This is a genomic window from Pseudomonas sp. TE9122 (assembly GCF_056278925.1).
This window is the reverse complement of sequence record NZ_JBWBQI010000001.1, coordinates 3,624,595-3,640,654: the sequence shown is the minus strand read 5'-3', so window position 1 is coordinate 3,640,654 and position 16,060 is coordinate 3,624,595. Positions and strand designations below refer to the sequence as shown.

Annotated in this window: 16 protein-coding genes; 6 read left to right on the top strand and 10 right to left on the bottom strand. The window is 55.3% G+C overall.

Features of this window, described 5'->3' with window-relative positions; translation table 11 throughout:
* Window positions 1-4: 4 nt before the first annotated feature.
* Window positions 5-1,030: an MraY family glycosyltransferase gene (locus ACZ9BE_RS16340; protein ID WP_252886619.1), complete on the top strand. Its 1,026-nt coding sequence runs from the start codon at window positions 5-7 to the stop codon at window positions 1,028-1,030.
* Between the two features lie 76 nt (window positions 1,031-1,106).
* On the opposite strand, the gene ACZ9BE_RS16335 is transcribed toward ACZ9BE_RS16340, so the two are convergent.
* From ACZ9BE_RS16335 to ACZ9BE_RS16305, 7 genes are all read right to left on the bottom strand, one after another.
* Window positions 1,107-1,502: a GtrA family protein gene (locus tag ACZ9BE_RS16335; protein WP_252876708.1), complete on the bottom strand. Its 396-nt coding sequence runs from the start codon at window positions 1,500-1,502 to the stop codon at window positions 1,107-1,109.
* A 5-nt stretch (window positions 1,503-1,507) separates the two neighbouring features.
* Window positions 1,508-2,455 (bottom strand): WxcM-like domain-containing protein, encoded by a 948-nt coding sequence (locus ACZ9BE_RS16330; protein ID WP_085607208.1) that lies wholly within the window; start codon window positions 2,453-2,455, stop codon window positions 1,508-1,510.
* The gene (locus ACZ9BE_RS16325) at window positions 2,452-3,387 is read right to left on the bottom strand and encodes a glycosyltransferase family 2 protein (protein ID WP_095182229.1); all 936 of its coding nucleotides are present in this window, start codon (window positions 3,385-3,387) and stop codon (window positions 2,452-2,454) included. Before ACZ9BE_RS16325 ends, ACZ9BE_RS16330 begins: the two co-directional genes overlap by 4 nt.
* 1 nt (window position 3,388) lies before the next feature.
* Complete coding sequence (locus ACZ9BE_RS16320; protein ID WP_095182228.1) at window positions 3,389-4,498, bottom strand: DegT/DnrJ/EryC1/StrS family aminotransferase; 1,110 nt, start codon at window positions 4,496-4,498, stop codon at window positions 3,389-3,391.
* Between the two features lie 75 nt (window positions 4,499-4,573).
* Window positions 4,574-6,622 (bottom strand): hypothetical protein, encoded by a 2,049-nt coding sequence (locus tag ACZ9BE_RS16315; RefSeq protein ID WP_095182227.1) that lies wholly within the window; start codon window positions 6,620-6,622, stop codon window positions 4,574-4,576.
* Entirely contained in the window at window positions 6,619-7,023 is a 405-nt protein-coding gene (locus ACZ9BE_RS16310) for a hypothetical protein (protein ID WP_476249698.1), read from the bottom strand. Before ACZ9BE_RS16310 ends, ACZ9BE_RS16315 begins: the two co-directional genes overlap by 4 nt.
* Window positions 6,950-8,719 (bottom strand): glucosyltransferase domain-containing protein, encoded by a 1,770-nt coding sequence (locus tag ACZ9BE_RS16305; protein WP_476249697.1) that lies wholly within the window; start codon window positions 8,717-8,719, stop codon window positions 6,950-6,952. The genes ACZ9BE_RS16310 and ACZ9BE_RS16305 overlap by 74 nt, the downstream gene beginning before the upstream one ends.
* Between ACZ9BE_RS16305 and ACZ9BE_RS16300 the strand changes: the two genes are divergently transcribed.
* From ACZ9BE_RS16300 to fabF, 4 genes are all read left to right on the top strand, one after another.
* On the top strand, window positions 8,706-9,068 hold the full coding sequence (locus ACZ9BE_RS16300; protein WP_143498031.1) for a hypothetical protein: 363 nt from the start codon (window positions 8,706-8,708) through the stop codon (window positions 9,066-9,068). The two genes, ACZ9BE_RS16305 and ACZ9BE_RS16300, sit on opposite strands and share 14 nt — an antisense overlap.
* A gap of 131 nt (window positions 9,069-9,199) precedes the next feature.
* Entirely contained in the window at window positions 9,200-11,194 is a 1,995-nt protein-coding gene (locus ACZ9BE_RS16295; RefSeq protein WP_095182225.1) for a polysaccharide biosynthesis protein, read from the top strand.
* A 111-nt stretch (window positions 11,195-11,305) separates the two neighbouring features.
* The gene (locus ACZ9BE_RS16290) at window positions 11,306-11,641 is read left to right on the top strand and encodes a ComEA family DNA-binding protein (protein ID WP_460161146.1); all 336 of its coding nucleotides are present in this window, start codon (window positions 11,306-11,308) and stop codon (window positions 11,639-11,641) included.
* 205 nt (window positions 11,642-11,846) lie between these two features.
* Window positions 11,847-13,121, top strand: a complete 1,275-nt coding sequence (gene fabF / locus ACZ9BE_RS16285) for a beta-ketoacyl-ACP synthase II (RefSeq protein ID WP_375122490.1) — start codon at window positions 11,847-11,849, stop codon at window positions 13,119-13,121.
* Here fabF and ACZ9BE_RS16280 read toward each other — a convergent pair.
* The 3 genes from ACZ9BE_RS16280 to eat form a co-directional block, all read right to left on the bottom strand.
* The gene (locus ACZ9BE_RS16280) at window positions 13,118-13,675 is read right to left on the bottom strand and encodes a TetR/AcrR family transcriptional regulator (protein ID WP_041478311.1); all 558 of its coding nucleotides are present in this window, start codon (window positions 13,673-13,675) and stop codon (window positions 13,118-13,120) included. The genes fabF and ACZ9BE_RS16280 overlap by 4 nt on opposite strands.
* A gap of 137 nt (window positions 13,676-13,812) precedes the next feature.
* Window positions 13,813-13,980: a DUF2897 family protein gene (locus ACZ9BE_RS16275; protein WP_016770901.1), complete on the bottom strand. Its 168-nt coding sequence runs from the start codon at window positions 13,978-13,980 to the stop codon at window positions 13,813-13,815.
* A 221-nt stretch (window positions 13,981-14,201) separates the two neighbouring features.
* Complete coding sequence (eat, locus tag ACZ9BE_RS16270; RefSeq protein WP_016770900.1) at window positions 14,202-15,566, bottom strand: ethanolamine permease; 1,365 nt, start codon at window positions 15,564-15,566, stop codon at window positions 14,202-14,204.
* 399 nt (window positions 15,567-15,965) lie between these two features.
* On the opposite strand from eat, the gene kdpF reads away from it, so the two are divergent.
* Window positions 15,966-16,055 (top strand): K(+)-transporting ATPase subunit F, encoded by a 90-nt coding sequence (kdpF, locus tag ACZ9BE_RS16265; RefSeq protein WP_007899818.1) that lies wholly within the window; start codon window positions 15,966-15,968, stop codon window positions 16,053-16,055.
* Window positions 16,056-16,060 lie beyond the last annotated feature (5 nt).

Genomic DNA, 16,060 nt, shown 5'->3' with positions numbered 1-16,060 from the left:
CGCGATGAATTTCAGCTGGTTTGTGCTGATCGCTTTAATTATTTCGTTCCTTCTGACTGCTGTTTTGCGCCGGTATGCCCTTGCCAGAAGTCTGATGGATATTCCCAATGCCCGTAGTTCGCATACGGTCCCCACGCCAAGGGGAGGGGGGGTTGCGATCGTCGTGACGTTCCTTATCGCCATGTGCTCGCTGTATGCTGCTGACTTGATCGCATTCAGAGATTTCGCTGCGATCGTCGGTGCTGGCAGCCTGGTGGCGATCATCGGATTCATGGATGATCATGGCCATATTGCTGCGCGCTGGCGTTTACTTGGGCACTTTTGCGCGGCGATCTGGGCGTTGGCCTGGTTGGGTGGCCTACCGCCCGTCAGTGTGTTCGGACAGGTCTTCGATCTGGGCTGGGGCGGGTTTGTATTGGCTAGCCTCTACCTCGTCTGGATGCTCAATCTCTACAATTTTATGGACGGTATCGACGGGATTGCCGGGGTCGAGGCGGTAACTGCGTGTGTCGGGGCGTGCGTGCTGTACGCCTTGGACGGGTATGTCGGGCTGATGGGGCCGGCCCTGCTACTGGCTGGTTGTGCGGGAGGATTCCTGTTGTGGAACTTTCCGCCAGCGAAGATTTTCATGGGCGATGCGGGCAGCGGCTTTCTGGGTATCGTCTTGGGCATTTTGTCGATACAGGCCGCCAATGCCTCATTTGAGTACTTCTGGGGTTGGTTGATCGTGCTCGGGGTGTTCATCGTCGACGCAACTTTCACCTTGTTGCGTCGATTGCTGCGCGGCGAGAAAGTGTATGAAGCGCATCGCAGTCATGCTTACCAATTCGCCTCGCGCCGTTATGGCAAGCACCTGCCGGTGACCCTTGTCGTGGGCTTGATCAATGTGTTTTGGCTCCTGCCGATTGCAGTGGCTGTCACGCACTTCAAGCTGAATGGCTTTGTCGGTGCCGTGGTGGCTTACGTGCCACTATTCATTCTGGCGTTGCGGTTCAGCGCGGGAAAATCCGAAAAGGATGTTGCGGCATGAACATCGAGGCGGGATCAGCCTGATTGCGCTGATAGCGTTCAGCAATTAAAAAAGGCAGACGGACGTCTGCCTTTTTTTAGCGAGTAATCGCTCCGGGTTTGACGAATACCAGCTTCGTCAATACGTATGTAAGTGGTAGCGACAGAATGATCGCCGCCAGTGGAGCCAGGTATTCAGGCAGCGACAGCTGTTTGACCCAGAACCAGACGACAAACATCCCCAATACGTATTGCGCGACGTAGACGAGTGGGAACAGCAGGATCGATTTGATCCCCTGGTGTTCTTTGAAGACAAGGAACCGGCTCATCACGAACGCGAAAACAATCCCGCAAACATAGCTGATCGAATAAGCCCATGTGTAGGGAAGTACACTGAGCAATATAAGATACAGCGCATACGTAATTCCGGTGTTCAGCCCGCCTGTCAGGAGGAACCGGAAAAACCTGATTTCCATCAGTTCGGAAATTTTCACGGCTATTAACCAATCTGCGCTTTTTTCTCGATCAGGAATTGATCGTAATCGCGGATGTAGTCGTCAGCAGCGTAATGCTCGGAAGCGAAAACCAGCAGAACCGCGTCCGCCGAGTACTTGTACTGGATACCCCAGGTCATTGCTGGCAGGAACAGGCCCAGTGTGTGGTGGTCCAGAACAAACTCCTGGCGGTGCTTTCCATTGTCGGCAACTACGTGAACGGTGCCTTTGACCGCTACCAGAAACTGGTGGCATTCGCGGTGAGCATGTTCACCACGTGTTTCAGCAGTCGGAACGTTGGTTACCAGGAAGTAACGCTTCACTTCGAACGGAACGTCCTTGCCGCATTCGCCAACGCTCAGGCTGCCGCGCATATCGACGGCTTCCATCATGCGGTGCAGCGTAACGCCACAAGGATGGACATCTGATTGGCCGACTTTTACCGGGTTGTCTACGACTGTGCCTTCGGTAGGCTTGGCATCGACGTAGCCGATGATCTTCGCCGGGTTACCGACCACGATAGCATTCGGTGGAACGGATTTGGTGACGACCGCGCCTGCGCCGACCATTGCCGAGGTGCCAATGGTAATTCCGGGCAGGATCGTCGAATTGGCGCCCAGAGATGCACCTTTGCGGATGATGGTGCGAGAAAACGCTTCCGGATAGATTTTGCTGCGTGGAAACTTGTCATTGGTGAACGTGACGTTCGGTCCCACGAAAACATCGTCTTCTATGGTGATGCCGTCCCAAACCTGAACGCCGCATTTGAGTGTTACCCGGTCACCAATGATGACGTCGTTCTCGACAAACACGTTGTCGCACACGTTGCACTCGGCGCCGATACGAGCGTTCGGTAATACGTGTGCAAACGCCCAGATACGCGAGCCTTTACCGATAGTGGACGATTCACAAATCGCACGGTCATGAACAAAAAAATCGCGCGAATCAATCATTTATTGGCTCCAAACTCAGAAACTTTCATAGGGATCGCCAAAGGGCGTCCTTTGGTATTTTCATATGTACGCCAGGCGTACGAACCGATCACGCCGAGCCCCAGCAGATTGAGGCTGCCCAGCAGGGTAATGGTAAACAGTGTCATGGCATAACCAGGGACATCGATCAGGCCGCCTATCTTCGCGAGGATTACACTGACGCCGTATAACGCCGAGAGTGCTGAGCCGGCTGCACCTACACGAATAAGCAGGCGAATGGGCAAGTCCGTGAACGAGAAGACACTGTCCATCAGATAGTTCACTTTCTTTCGCAATGTCCACGCCGACTTGCCGTGTTCCCGGGCAACTCGAGTGTAACTGACTACCTGTCGGCGGAAACCCAGCCAGAAAATCTGCGCGATCAAAGAGCTGTGGCGTTCTTCGAGTTTGAGCAGGTTGTCGCGAAACTCCAGGTTGCAGCCGAACATGTCGACGCCGCCGTCAGGCATTTCCGGGATAACGTAACGTTTGTACAGACCCCAGAAGGTTTTCGATGCCAGTTTCGACAGGAATGGGTCGTCACGACCCTCGCGGACACCGACTACTACATCCACCGGCTCGGTATTCAACACCCGGTTCATGGTCAGCACCAGGCTTGGCGGCTCTTGCAGGTCGGCGGCCATTACGGCAAACGTGCGACCCTTGCCATGCTGCAAACCTGTACGTATCGCCATGAAAGAACCGAAGTTCTTCGACAGTAGAATCAGCTGGGAGGCAAAACGTTGCTCGGGCAGGCGGTCTCGCAGGATCTCGTAACAGCGATCCGGGCTGCCATCGACCACGAAAACCACCTCAAGCGCGCCTTGAAGCTCGACGTTCAAATCATCGACGGCTTTGAGCAATGACGGCAGCGATTCCTCGTTACGGTAAACCGGAATAACCAGCGAAAGCACCCTAAATCTCCTGCTTGAAGTAGGCGCAAACCACTTCAATGACACGATCGACTTGCTGATCGGTCAGCCCAGGGAAGCAAGGTAAGGAGACCAGTCGGGTGCATGCTGACTCGGTCACCGGAAGATTGAATGTTTCGCGCGGTGTGTACGCTGTTTGCCAGTGGTCTGGAACTGGATAGTGAATGTCGGTACTGACGCCATACTCTTTTAGGTAGGCAGTGAACGCTTCACGATTTTCGACACGCATTACAAACAGGTGGGCAACGAAGTCGTCGCCCAGACTTGCAGGCAATTTGACTGGCAGTTGGCTGAAGGCTGCACAGTAGCGGCTGGCAATCGAGCGGCGCTGCTCGTTCCATTGGTCGAGTAGAGGCAGTTTGACCCGCAGGATTGCAGCCTGCATTTCATCGAGTCTGCTGTTACGTCCGTGCGGAACGGTAACGTGATATTTGGTCGACCAGCCGTATTGGCGAAGCGTGAGCAGGCGGGCGGCAATCTCGGAGGATGAAGTTACGATCGCGCCACCGTCGCCCAGTGCGCCGAGGTTTTTGGTGGGGTAAAAGCTGAAGCAGGCCAGGTCGCCGAACGATCCACAAAGCCGATTATCAGAGCGCGCACCGTGGGACTGGGCGCAATCTTCGAGCACGACCGCCCCGGCCGAGCGAGAAATGGCTGCCAGAGTTTCGATGTCTGCCAACTGTCCGTAAAGGTGCGTGACAATCACGACCTTCGCCGGTTGGGCCAGCGCCTTCTCCAGTGATTTCGGGCACATGGTCAAGGTGCTCTCATCGACATCGACATATACCGGCTCGGCGCCGACAGCGTGGATGGCGGTGCTGCTATAAAACCCGGCGTTGGCAACGGTGACAACACGATCACCCGGGCCCACACCCATGCCCAACAAGGCGATTTCCAGTGCTTCCGAGCCGTTCGCGACCGAGATGCAATGTTCTGCGCCGACATAGTTGGCGAACTCTCGTTCGAAGTCCTTTACTTCTTCACCCAAAATGTACCAGTGCCGATTAACGACGCGCATAAGCGGTTCGGAAAAATCAATACCGGAATTCGCCGCTACTGCAGAAAACAAAGGAATTTGATGATTTGCGTCCATGATCCATCCAGAATTTTTGACTGCGCACATGATAATGGCCGCAATTTTACTACACATTCAGACAGTGATGTCGGCTCAATCTGGCAGGTCTGAGCCGACGTAATCCGCCGATTTAGGGGTGGTTGGCCGTGTCAGCCACCATGCAGCCATGAAGATCATGCACGCAATCGCAGTGATCAGGTACGTCGAATGCGACATCCATGGTCCCTGACGCCCAAAGTACAGCTGCCACAATGGATCACTCATGGGTAAGCCCGATGCAAAGGCGCTGGCTATGGACTTGGCCAGCCAGAATAAGGGGGTCGCCATCAGCAGGGAAAAATAAAGAATCAGCTTCGTGGTTTTATCCGAAACTCCGGATTGCGCAACGTACGCTACCAGAAATGGAAGAATGGCGATCCATTGGCGACTTTCGGAACCGACGACCAACAGTGGCAAGAATCCCAATATGGCAATTTGTACGGCGCGCACCGTGCGCGCGCTTCGATTGCTGGTCCACACTAGCTGCAAGGCAATAAGCAAGCATGGGCCAAAATAACTAAAGTGCGAGAGGATGGGTTTGAATGGCGTATTCAAACCTTGATAAAACATGTTCTGCACTAAGTCCGGGCCTCGGAATCCCTGGCTCCAGTCCAGTCCGAAGTAGAGAATGGCATGGCCGCACGCCGTCGCAATGGCGGCCAGGAAAAACCACTTGATGGACAATACTGGCAACGCACCATCACGCCCCAGAAGTCGACTCCAAAGCCAGGCAACGCCAATCAGGGCCAGAATCAAGTAAGTGGAGCTAAGCCATCTGAGTCCAGGAATGCCCGAGGCAAGTGTAGAACCGACATGTAATAGTTCGCTGTCTTCGATACGTGTGAACCACAGGCACGCATAACCTACCATGGCGGCAGCCAGACCTAGAAAAACCAGCATCCTGACTTTCATGCCGAAAGTCAGACGGTTGATGAAGGAAGCTTGCGTTTCTGGCTGTGAGAAGGTGAGAAGCGTCAGCGGCAGGAGAAACAAGCCTGGCATGATCAATGGTGCTATCAGGCAGGTTGCCAGTAGCCATTTGAAGTGTTTGTGCGAAAAGCACCACAAGCTCCAGCACGACAGCACTATTGCCAAATGGTCGCTTAAAAGGGGGTAGTAAGTCGACATGACCAGGATTGGCCACGTCAAAAGTAAGGCAGTTGTGTAGTGCACTGCCCGCCTGGTCGGGATGCCGGACTTCATCAAGTAGTCAGTAAATAGCCCGGCGGCTGCGCTGATACCGAGCACATTGAAAGACATCTGTACATATAAAAGCTGTTGTCTGGTCAGATCTAGCAGGAACTCTGCTACTACTGTTGGAAAAAAGCCGGTGAGGCGACTGATACGGTAGGGATCCGTGACAGGAATATGCCCGGAATTTTTCCAGTCGAACAGAAGATTCAAATAGGCGTTGCCGTCCCAGCCCGCACCATCGCCCACAGCAATAAGTCCGGTTAATTGATATACGGCTATCAAAAGAAGCGCCGCCAATACCGACATGCGATAGGCGATGCTTTCGTCGAAAATTATTTTCCCGAGGATGAACAGCGTGCAGCTCAGGATCAGCCAATAAGCGAAAGTCAGCAGCGCTGCGCTATAAGCTATTTCCTTGAACCTGACCGACTCGCTGATTTCGAACTTGATTTGCGGGTCGTCATTATCAAACGTCAATGTGACCGAAGACGCTTCGGTCGACAATGACGTTGGTGCATTGGCAGGAGCCAGAACGCTTAGCGGCAGCGCTTGCCGCAGCCCCCAAAAGTTTATTTCGCCTTGGCTGACACGCATCTCGGACGCAACGTTGTTAGGATCCCAGCGCAGGAAGCGCTGACCTGTCGCGACCGAGAAGCAAACACGCTGAGTACCGGCGTCGATTCTGTGCGAATCCGATTGTGATTCACTGAAAGCGCCAGATTCGCTGGGCCAGAACAGTTGCGTCACGCCTTTGGATGACGAATCAATGCTCAAGCAAATGTTGTGTCTGGTGGCGTCGAACGTACCGGTTGCCTTGGCGAGATAAAGGGACGCAAGTGCTGCCAGCAAAGACAGCCCGGCAAGCGCAAGGTAGGCGAAAAAGGGTCGCATGCCTGCCTTGTTAATCATTGCGACTCGACTCGCTTGTACTGTGCGTGCGTCGGGTCGGCAACTTCGCTCAACTTGACAAGATAAACGCCTTTTTCATATCGCACGGAGCCTTCTGCCGGCCATACCGGCATGTTGTCAAAGTGCGGCGTCAACGGAATACGCAGCGCGTTGCCCATGGCATAAACATTCGAGAAACCGATCAGGCGCATGTATTCCAGCATGCGATAGACGTTGCCTTGGTCCCAATCGAAAAACGAAGAACTCATGGTCGAGGTTTCCGGGCCTGGATAGCGGCTCGCGAATGGCATTCGCCCATAAACATCGACCATGATGCGTTCATTCTTGTCAAATTCGGGGTTGGCCTTGCTGATTCGATCGTAAAGCGCCTCGGCGGTGAATCGGTCGTGGGTCGTGGCCATCATTGTGCTTGCCGAGTATTGACCATTTACCGAAATCATCTGGAATAGCAGTGTGACTGCGAGCACAGCGCCGAGGATCCGCAACAGCCCCTGTTTTTCCAGAACGATGATCGTGGTGAACCACGCAACAAAGGAAATGGCCAGCATGGCGCGCAGAGGCAAATAAATACCTCCGGCGACGAAGTTCAGCAGGAATGGGGAGATCAACAATGCTCCGATGAGGAGAGTCATCCACAAAGCAGCTTTCCAAGTATTCTGTGTGACTAGGAAGAGGGCTGCAAATCCCAATGCGACGGCCGCACTGAAGAATGAAACGCCGTAGCTCAGAGGGGAGCCTGAGTAAAGTTTCCACGCTTCTAACAAAACCAGTTTGGTAATTAGAACAGGATCCGCCGATCAGTTCGTTGATACGTAGAAAATTATCGATGTAACCACGGTCGGAAGGGTAAGCCAGTTGGGCAAGCTTGTTTATGATGACATAGAAAGCAACGCCGCCAACGAGGGTGCCGAGCAACAAGGCTGCACGCTGGATTGTCGGATAAATTGATAGTACGGCTGTCGGGTTGTCTTTTCGGAAGTTGAAAAGAACGACACCGAGACCGGCAACAATATAGAACATGACCAGTGATTGGTAGGCGCCGATTGCCACGGACAGCAATACGCTGGAAAGCAACGCCAAGCGGGCAGTTTTGCCTTTCAAGTCGTCGCCGATACGGCATTTTGAAAATACAAAGATGCCGATCGACAGTGCCAGTACGCCTACACCGATCGAAGGAATGTTGGAGTAGAACTCGCCAATGAACCACCAAATCGGGTGCGCAATGAAAATGCAGTAGGCCAGGGCGGCAATCCAGCCGAATGTAAGACGGTGTGCCCTGATCAGGAACATGTACGCCAGCGCTACGCAGGCGTAAAAGAAAAGATTAGGAACGAAAGGCATTACTGGCTGAGGGAAGATAAACTTCTCTACCAGATAGGCTGTCCATCGGCCATCGGCGATCCAGATGGATGGGTCGGTACGGAAGGCGCCCCGTTCATCATCAACAGACAAAAAGAAATTGACGACCGGGATTATATTAAGAAAAACCCCGATGCCGAGTAACTTTGTGAATTCGTTAAGACTGAAGTTTTCTTGTCTGAAGAATGATTTCAATTGTGCGGTACAACCGCGATCACCCTGCAGGAAGTCTAGGATCCGTGAATGCCATTTGATCCAGGAAAGAATGGCAAATGCGCTGGCCAGTCCGAGCAAGAGCGCGAAAACGTAGCGCACTTTGTCGAGTAGCTTGTAGTTAAGGTGAATGTTTATCTGTGGGTCAGTCGCACCCGACGGCGTTGTGAATTTGACAATTGTCGTTTCGCGGGCGGACGCCTCAATCTGTGCCATCGGCGTCAGGTTGTCGAGTTCAATAGAGCGGGTATAAACCAGCACGCTGATTGTCACAGCCTTGACATAGAAGGAACCGGATTTTTCCAATGGGTCCCAGCGCAGATTCTCATCGTACTTTGGCAACGCAAAGCTAAAGGTATGGTTCTCCATATCCAGTTTGCTGATTTTGGAATTTCTTTCCTTATAGTCATCCATGCGTTTGTAAAACAACTGGGACTGCGTCGCAGGGAATTGGCTGGTGCTAATACTGACGACAGGATCCAGTGCAGGGCTTTTCAACAGAATAAAAGCGATGACCAACGTCATGAAAATGCAGGGAAGGACCCATTTGACAATGTTTTTCAAGTTAATGCCGCGCCCTGTTGTCGTCACTTGCTTTCACTTCCTTTTCGTCATTCTGATTGTAATGTCTTCACTTTCGCTGTTACTGGCCGTACACCAGCGAGCAGTCGCGTCAACAACAAAGCCTTTTCGTGCCCGGGGCATTGGAAAAATCATCCCAGGTCGGGTTTTCTTTTTTGATCCCGAATTCGCGGTGGCGAGGTGCAGGAAATTTGCTGCGCAGTATACTCACTCGATCATGATGTCGCAGCACAGACATCGCATGGTGCAGGTGACGGGTGATAAACGAATGGGGGCGGTGAGATCACCGTAAGATTCAGTGATGGCGGCTCGTTAGGGGCCACGTCCTCATCACATTCTTTTTTCTGTAACGAAGTTCACTACCTCCGTACAATGTACCCGCCGATTAACCAAAGGGAGCAGGCCAGATTGGTACAGGGGAATATGGACAGAATGCGCGAGTTCTTGCTGGGTTTACCGCGCCGCCAGAAGCGATTGATTCAGGTGCTTACAGATGTTTTGCTCGTCTGGGTAGCCTTGTGGTTGGCGTTTATCGTCCGTCTGGGTATCGACGAGATGGTCAATCCGTTGAAAGTGCACTTGTGGTTGTTTGTCTGTGCTCCGCTCGTCGCCATTCCTCTATTCATACGGTTCGGCATGTACCGGGCAGTGATGCGTTATTTCGGTAATGACGCGCTGGTGGTGATCATTAAAGCAGTCAGTCTGTCCTCGCTGATCCTGGCTTTGGTGGTCTATTGGTACAGTAATCACGAAGCCATCGTGCCGCGCTCGATCATCTTCAATTATTGGTGGCTCAGCCTTGTGATCATCGGCGGGCTTCGTCTCTGCATGCGCCAGTACTTCATGGGGGACTGGTTCACCGCCGCTCAGCACGTTCCTTTTGCCAATCGTGATGATGGTCTGACCAAAGTGGCGATCTACGGGGCGGGCGTAGCTGGCAATCAGCTTGTCGCTGCGTTGCGCATGGGAAGGGCGATGCGTCCCGTAGCCTTTATCGATGATGACTCAGGAATCTCGGACCGCTCAATCTCCGGTCTCCAAGTCTATAAACCCAAACATATTCAACAAATGATCGACGTCACCGGTGCGCAAGAAATTTTGCTGGCACTGCCGTCTTCGACCCGTGCTCGACGCAGGGAAATCCTCAATATGCTGGAGGGTTTTCCTTTGCACGTGCGCAGTGTTCCTAATTTTACCGACCTGGCCAGCGGTCGCGTGAAGGTCGATGACATTCAGGAAGTCGATATTGCGGACTTGCTCGGGCGGGACGCGGTCCCGGCGCAGCATGATTTGCTTGAGCGCTGCATTAAGGGCAAAACGGTGATGGTGACTGGGGCGGGGGGATCAATAGGTTCCGAGTTGTGCCGGCAGATCTTTTCACTGGGGCCAAAATCGCTTTTGCTGTTCGAGCACAGCGAATTTAACCTTTACAGCATTCTTTCCGAGTTGGAGCAGCGTGCGGATCGTGAGTCGGTATCGACAAAGTTGCTGCCCATTCTGGGTTCGATTCGCCACCCGGAAAAAATACTGGATGTCATGAAGACCTGGAGCGTGGACACGGTCTACCACGCTGCGGCTTACAAGCATGTGCCGATGGTGGAGCACAACATTGCCGAAGGCGTGCTGAACAATGTGATGGGAACACTTAATACGGCTCAAGCCGCATTGCAGGCCGGTGTTTCGAACTTTGTGCTGATTTCGACCGACAAGGCTGTCCGGCCCACCAACGTGATGGGCAGCACCAAGCGTTTGGCCGAATTGATCCTTCAAGCCTTGAGTCACGAAATCGCCCCTGTCCTGTTTGGCGACAAGGCCAATATTTCCCGGGTCAACAAAACCCGCTTCACCATGGTCCGTTTCGGCAACGTACTGGGCTCGTCCGGCTCGGTGATCCCGCTGTTTCACAGTCAAATTAAGTCCGGCGGTCCGCTGACGGTTACCCACCCGAAAATCACTCGCTACTTCATGACGATTCCGGAAGCTGCGCAACTGGTGATTCAGGCAGGATCCATGGGGCAGGGCGGTGATGTGTTCGTGCTGGACATGGGCGAACCGGTGAGAATCGTGGAACTGGCCGAGAAAATGATTCATCTGTCCGGGTTGAGTATTCGTTCCGAGCGAAACCCTCAGGGCGATATTTCCATCGAGTTCACAGGGTTGCGTCCCGGAGAGAAACTCTACGAGGAACTGCTGATCGGCGACAATGTTGCAGCCACGCCGCATCCGATGATCATGACCGCCAATGAGGATCATCTGCCATGGGATGTTCTGAAGTCACGTTTGGGTGAGCTGCTCGCGGCTGTCGACGTGGATGACTACTCCCGCGTCCGCCAGGTTCTGCGCGAAACGGTGAGCGGCTACACCCCGGACGGCGAGATTGTCGACTGGATCTACCAGCAACGCCGTCTCGAACCCTGATTGTTTCACATCCTGTAACGCTCGCATTTTTGACTTCACTCCATCATGACCTACGTTTGGAGAAGCAGCTTCGGAAAAGCTGCTTTCTAAAACGATGATGGAGCGTCACTTATGCGTACCGGTTATTTCTACTCGCTGATCTTTGCTTTCCTCACCAGCGCCTCGATCGCTGCGATTGCGGCCCCCGTAGCTCCCTCGGAGACGACGAAGGCGCCTTTGCTGATGGATGCAGCTGCGCCCTCGGCAAGCGCCAAGGTCGATCTCAACGGTGCGGATGCGGCCACGTTGCAGAAGGAGTTGGCGGGTGTGGGGGAGGCGAAGGCGCAGGCGATTGTTGCGTATCGCGATACTAATGGGCCGTTCGCGTCGGTGGATGAGTTGCTGGAGGTGAAGGGGATTGGTAAGGCGATTCTGGATCGCAATCGTGAAAAGCTGGAAGTGAACTAAGCTGACAGTTCAACGCCGAGAGGCCGGTCATTGACCGGCCTTTTTATTGGGTGCCGATCTGGTGGATGTCTGAATGCTAAAAATTACGGGTATCATATTGTGTCTTGATTATGCCTATAATAATTTCGCTCGGGTCTGATTCAGCAGCCGAATCGCAGCACACCGGTGCACGTCGAATTTTGAATTGATAAGGGGTAACCACGATATGAACCAACGTCGAGTCGTCGTCACGGGCATGGGCCTGGTTTCACCCTTGGGCAGTGATGTTGAAATCGTCTGGCAGCGTTTGCTGGCCGGTCGTTCCGGGTTGCGCAACTTGCCAGATGCAGTCGTGGCTGATCTGCCGACCCGGGTCGGCGGCAGTGTGCCGACGGTGGAGGAGGATGCCGAGGCCGGGTTTGATCCGGATCGTGCGACGCCGCCCAAGGAACAGAAGAAGATGGATCGCTTCATCATGTTTGCCATGGAAGCGGCGCGGCAGGCGCTGGAGCAGGCCGGCTGGCATCCGGCGGACGCTGAAAGCCAGGAGCGCACTGCAACAATCATCGGCTCGGGTGTCGGTGGTTTCGGTGCGATTGCCGATGCGGTGCGTACCACTGACAGCCGTGGTCCTCGGCGTTTGTCGCCGTTCACCATTCCATCGTTTCTGGTCAATCTCGCGGCGGGTCATGTCTCGATCCAGCATGGCCTCAAAGGGCCGTTGGGCGCTCCGGTTACCGCATGTGCCGCCGGGGTTCAGGCGATCGGCGATGCAGCGCGGTTGATCAGGGCGGGGGAGGCGGACATCGCTGTATGTGGCGGTGCGGAGGCGTCGATCGATCGCGTCAGTCTCGCCGGTTTCGCGGCGGCGCGGGCGTTGTCCAGCGGCTACAACGACACCCCGGAAAAAGCTTCGCGTCCCTTCGACAGTGGGCGCGATGGTTTCGTGATGGGCGAGGGCGCCGGTCTATTGGTCATCGAGTCGCTGGAGCATGCGCTCGCACGGGGTGCGAAGCCGTTGGCCGAACTGGTTGGCTACGGCACCACGGCCGATGCCTACCATCTGACCGCCGGGCCGGAAGACGGCAGTGGCGCTCGCCGGGCGATGCAATTGGCACTGGCTCAGGGCGGTGTAACGCCGGAGCAGGTGCAGCATCTCAACGCACATGCGACGTCGACGCCGGTCGGTGACCTGGGCGAGTTGGCGGCGATCAAGGCGTTGTTTGGCACGGAGAACAAGATCGCCGTGACTTCGACCAAATCTGCTACCGGTCATTTGCTCGGCGCGGCGGGTGGGCTGGAGGCGATTTTCACGCTGCTGGCGATTCGTGATCAGGTGGTGCCACCAACGCTCAACTTCGAAAACCCGGATCCGGCGAGCGAAGGGGTAGACATCGTGCATGGCGAGGCGCGCTCCATGTCAATCGAATATGCCTTGTCCAATGGCTTTGGTTTTGGCGGGGTCAATGCGAGCGTGTTGTTCAAACGCTGGGAAGGTTAATCGCTCGATTGCTTGAGATGTTCGCGGGTGACGTCGAGGATGCGCTGAGCGAAGTCGGCATCCGCGACGCTGCGTGACAGCAGCAATGCGCCAGCCAAGGTGGCCATGATGACAATGCTGCGATCGGCGCTGTTCTCGCCTTCGAGCGTGCCTTGAATTTGTTCGAGGCGAGCATTGAGGACTTCGTCGCTGGTGGGGCTTGGCTGGCCGCGCAGGCCCAGCTCCGAGGAAATGGTCAGCAGCGGGCAGCCTTCGTCGGGCGAGGTCTGATGCCACTCTGACAGGTAGGTGTCGATGAACACTTGCAGAGGGTTTTCCTGCGCGAAGATTTCTTCGCACAGGCCCGCGACTTGCTCGCCGGCCTCTTGCAGGGCTTTTTCGACCAGCTCTTCCTTGGATTTGAAGTGCGAGTAGAAACCGCCATGGGTCAAGCCCAGGGCTTTCATCAAAGGCTGCAGGCCGGTGCCGCCGATACCGTCCTTGCGAAATCGGGCGGAAGCCTCCTTGATGATGCGTTGATGGGTCTGGGCTTTGTGATCTGGCGAGTAACGCATGTGGAGCTCTCCGCGACGATGCTGCCATCTTAACCACGGAAGATTAAATGGTGACTGTACTTCTAAAATCTAAACAGCCTGCGGGTAAGTCCCATTGTGCTGAAAAAACAAACCCCGCCATTGCGGCGGGGTTGGTATCAGCGGTCTTGTGCATCCTTGGCATCCGCTTCGGCATTGCGCTGTGCGACGCGCTTGCGTTCTTCATCGGTCAGTTCGACCTTGTTGGCGGTGTCGCGCAACATCATCAATCCGCCGACAATCGAGCCGATCGCAACGACCAGAATCAACCAGGCATACCAGGGCATAACGGCTCTCCTTAATGGCAGCTCGACGGGCGAGGACTTCGCCGTGCGATGCTGCATACCACCTTTGAGCGAAACGACTTCGCAGTGGTTCCATTCTAGGCCGCTTGCACCCGGTGCATCCGAAATTCCTGTAGGAGCTGCCGAAGGCTGCGATCTTTTGATCTTGAAAAGCAAAGATCGCAGCCTCGTTTCACTCGTCAGCTCCTACAGGGGACGAGTCGTTACAGGCCTGTGAGCATGGCATCCGCCGGCGCATCGGCGCGCAGTTGCCCGGTGAGCATGAAGTAGCAGAACCCCACCGCCATGAAACCGAGGAAAATCAGCCCGATCAGTGTGTTGAACCACGCCATCGCCACCAGGCAAACCACCGCCAGCACCAGCGCGATCAGCGGAACCAGCGGATAGCACGGCGCGCGGAAGGTGCGCTCCAGGTTTGGCTCGGATTTACGCAGTTTGAACAGGCTGAGCATGCTCATGATGTACATCACGATGGCGCCGAACACGGCCATGGTGATCATCGCGGCGGTGAGTGTCATGCCGCCGAGGTTGATCAGACCGTCGCTGTAGATCGCCGCGATGCCGATAAGGCCGCCAGCGATGATCGCGCGGTGCGGGGTCTGGAAGCGCGACAGTTTTGCCAATGAGGCGGGCAGGTAACCGGCGCGGGCGAGGGCGAAGAATTGCCGCGAATAACCAAGGATGATGCCGTGGAAACTGGCGACCAGGCCAAACAGGCCGATCCACACCAGCATGTGCAGCCAGCCGGAGTTGTCACCAACCACGGTTTTCATCGCCTGCGGCAGTGGGTCGTTGATGTTGGACAAGGTGCGCCAGTCGCCGACGCCGCCCGCGAAGAACATCACGCCCATGGCCAGCAACACCAGGGTCAGGATGCCGCTGATATAAGCTTTTGGGATCGTGCGTTTCGGGTCCTTGGCTTCTTCGGCAGCCATGGCGGCGCCTTCGATGGCGAGGAAGAACCAGATCGCAAACGGAATCGCCGCGAACATCCCGGCAATTGCCGGCGCGCCGAAGACGTCGGAACCGGCCCAGCCATTCAGGGCGAAGTTGCTGAAGCTGAACGCCGGTGCGACCACGCCCATGAACACCAGCAACTCAGCCACCGCCAGCACGCAGACGATCAGCTCGAACGTCGCGGCCAGTTTCACCCCGAGAATGTTCAGGCCCATGAACACGATGTACGCGCCGACCGCCGCGTGTTTCGGGTCCAGTGCCGGAAATTGCACATTGAGATACGCGCCAATCGCCAAGGCAATCGCTGGCGGGGCGAAGACGAATTCGATCAGTGTGGCCAGTCCGGCGATCAATCCGCCTTTTTCGCCAAACGCGCGGCGGCTGTAGGCAAACGGCCCGCCGGCATGGGGAATCGCGGTGGTCAGTTCGGTGAAACTGAAGATGAAGCAGGTGTACATGGTCGCGACCATGAATGAAGTCACCAGAAAACCCAGCGTACCGGCCACGCCCCAGCCGTAACTCCAGCCGAAATATTCCCCGGAAATCACCAGCCCTACGGCAATGCCCCACAGGTGCAACGTGCCCAGCGTGGGTTTGAGTTGTGTGTTCATGCGCTTGCTCCCTGAAGGATTGGAAAGCTCGGGGGAGGGCGTGTGCAGTGGGCGTGCCATTACGCTGAAACAAGTCGTAATGAGTCCAAAGCTGTCGCAGCGGGGATGATTGGCGCTGGATGTGCGGGTTTTGTGCGCCAGTTGGGTGCGATGTTGTCTGCGCCGCCGCCTTCGCGAGCAGGCTCGCTCCCACATTTTGAAATGCGTTGCCCCTGTGGGAGCGAGCCTGCTCGCGAAGGCGCTAGCCCAAACACCACGAAACTCAGCCGTAAAGCCCGCATAAACCCACTCTTTACGCTTTCTTTATGACCCACGCCGCGCCTCGCTCTCGTTCCTTTACAGCGTCCTTCCCGACAATCGCTGCACACACGGCAATACGCCGTTACACGGAGATCTTCCATGAGCGTTCTGGACGGGGTGTCACTGCTGTTGGCAGTGGGGCTGTTCATTTATCTGTTGGTTGCGCTGTTGCGCGCGGACCGGAACTAGGAGCG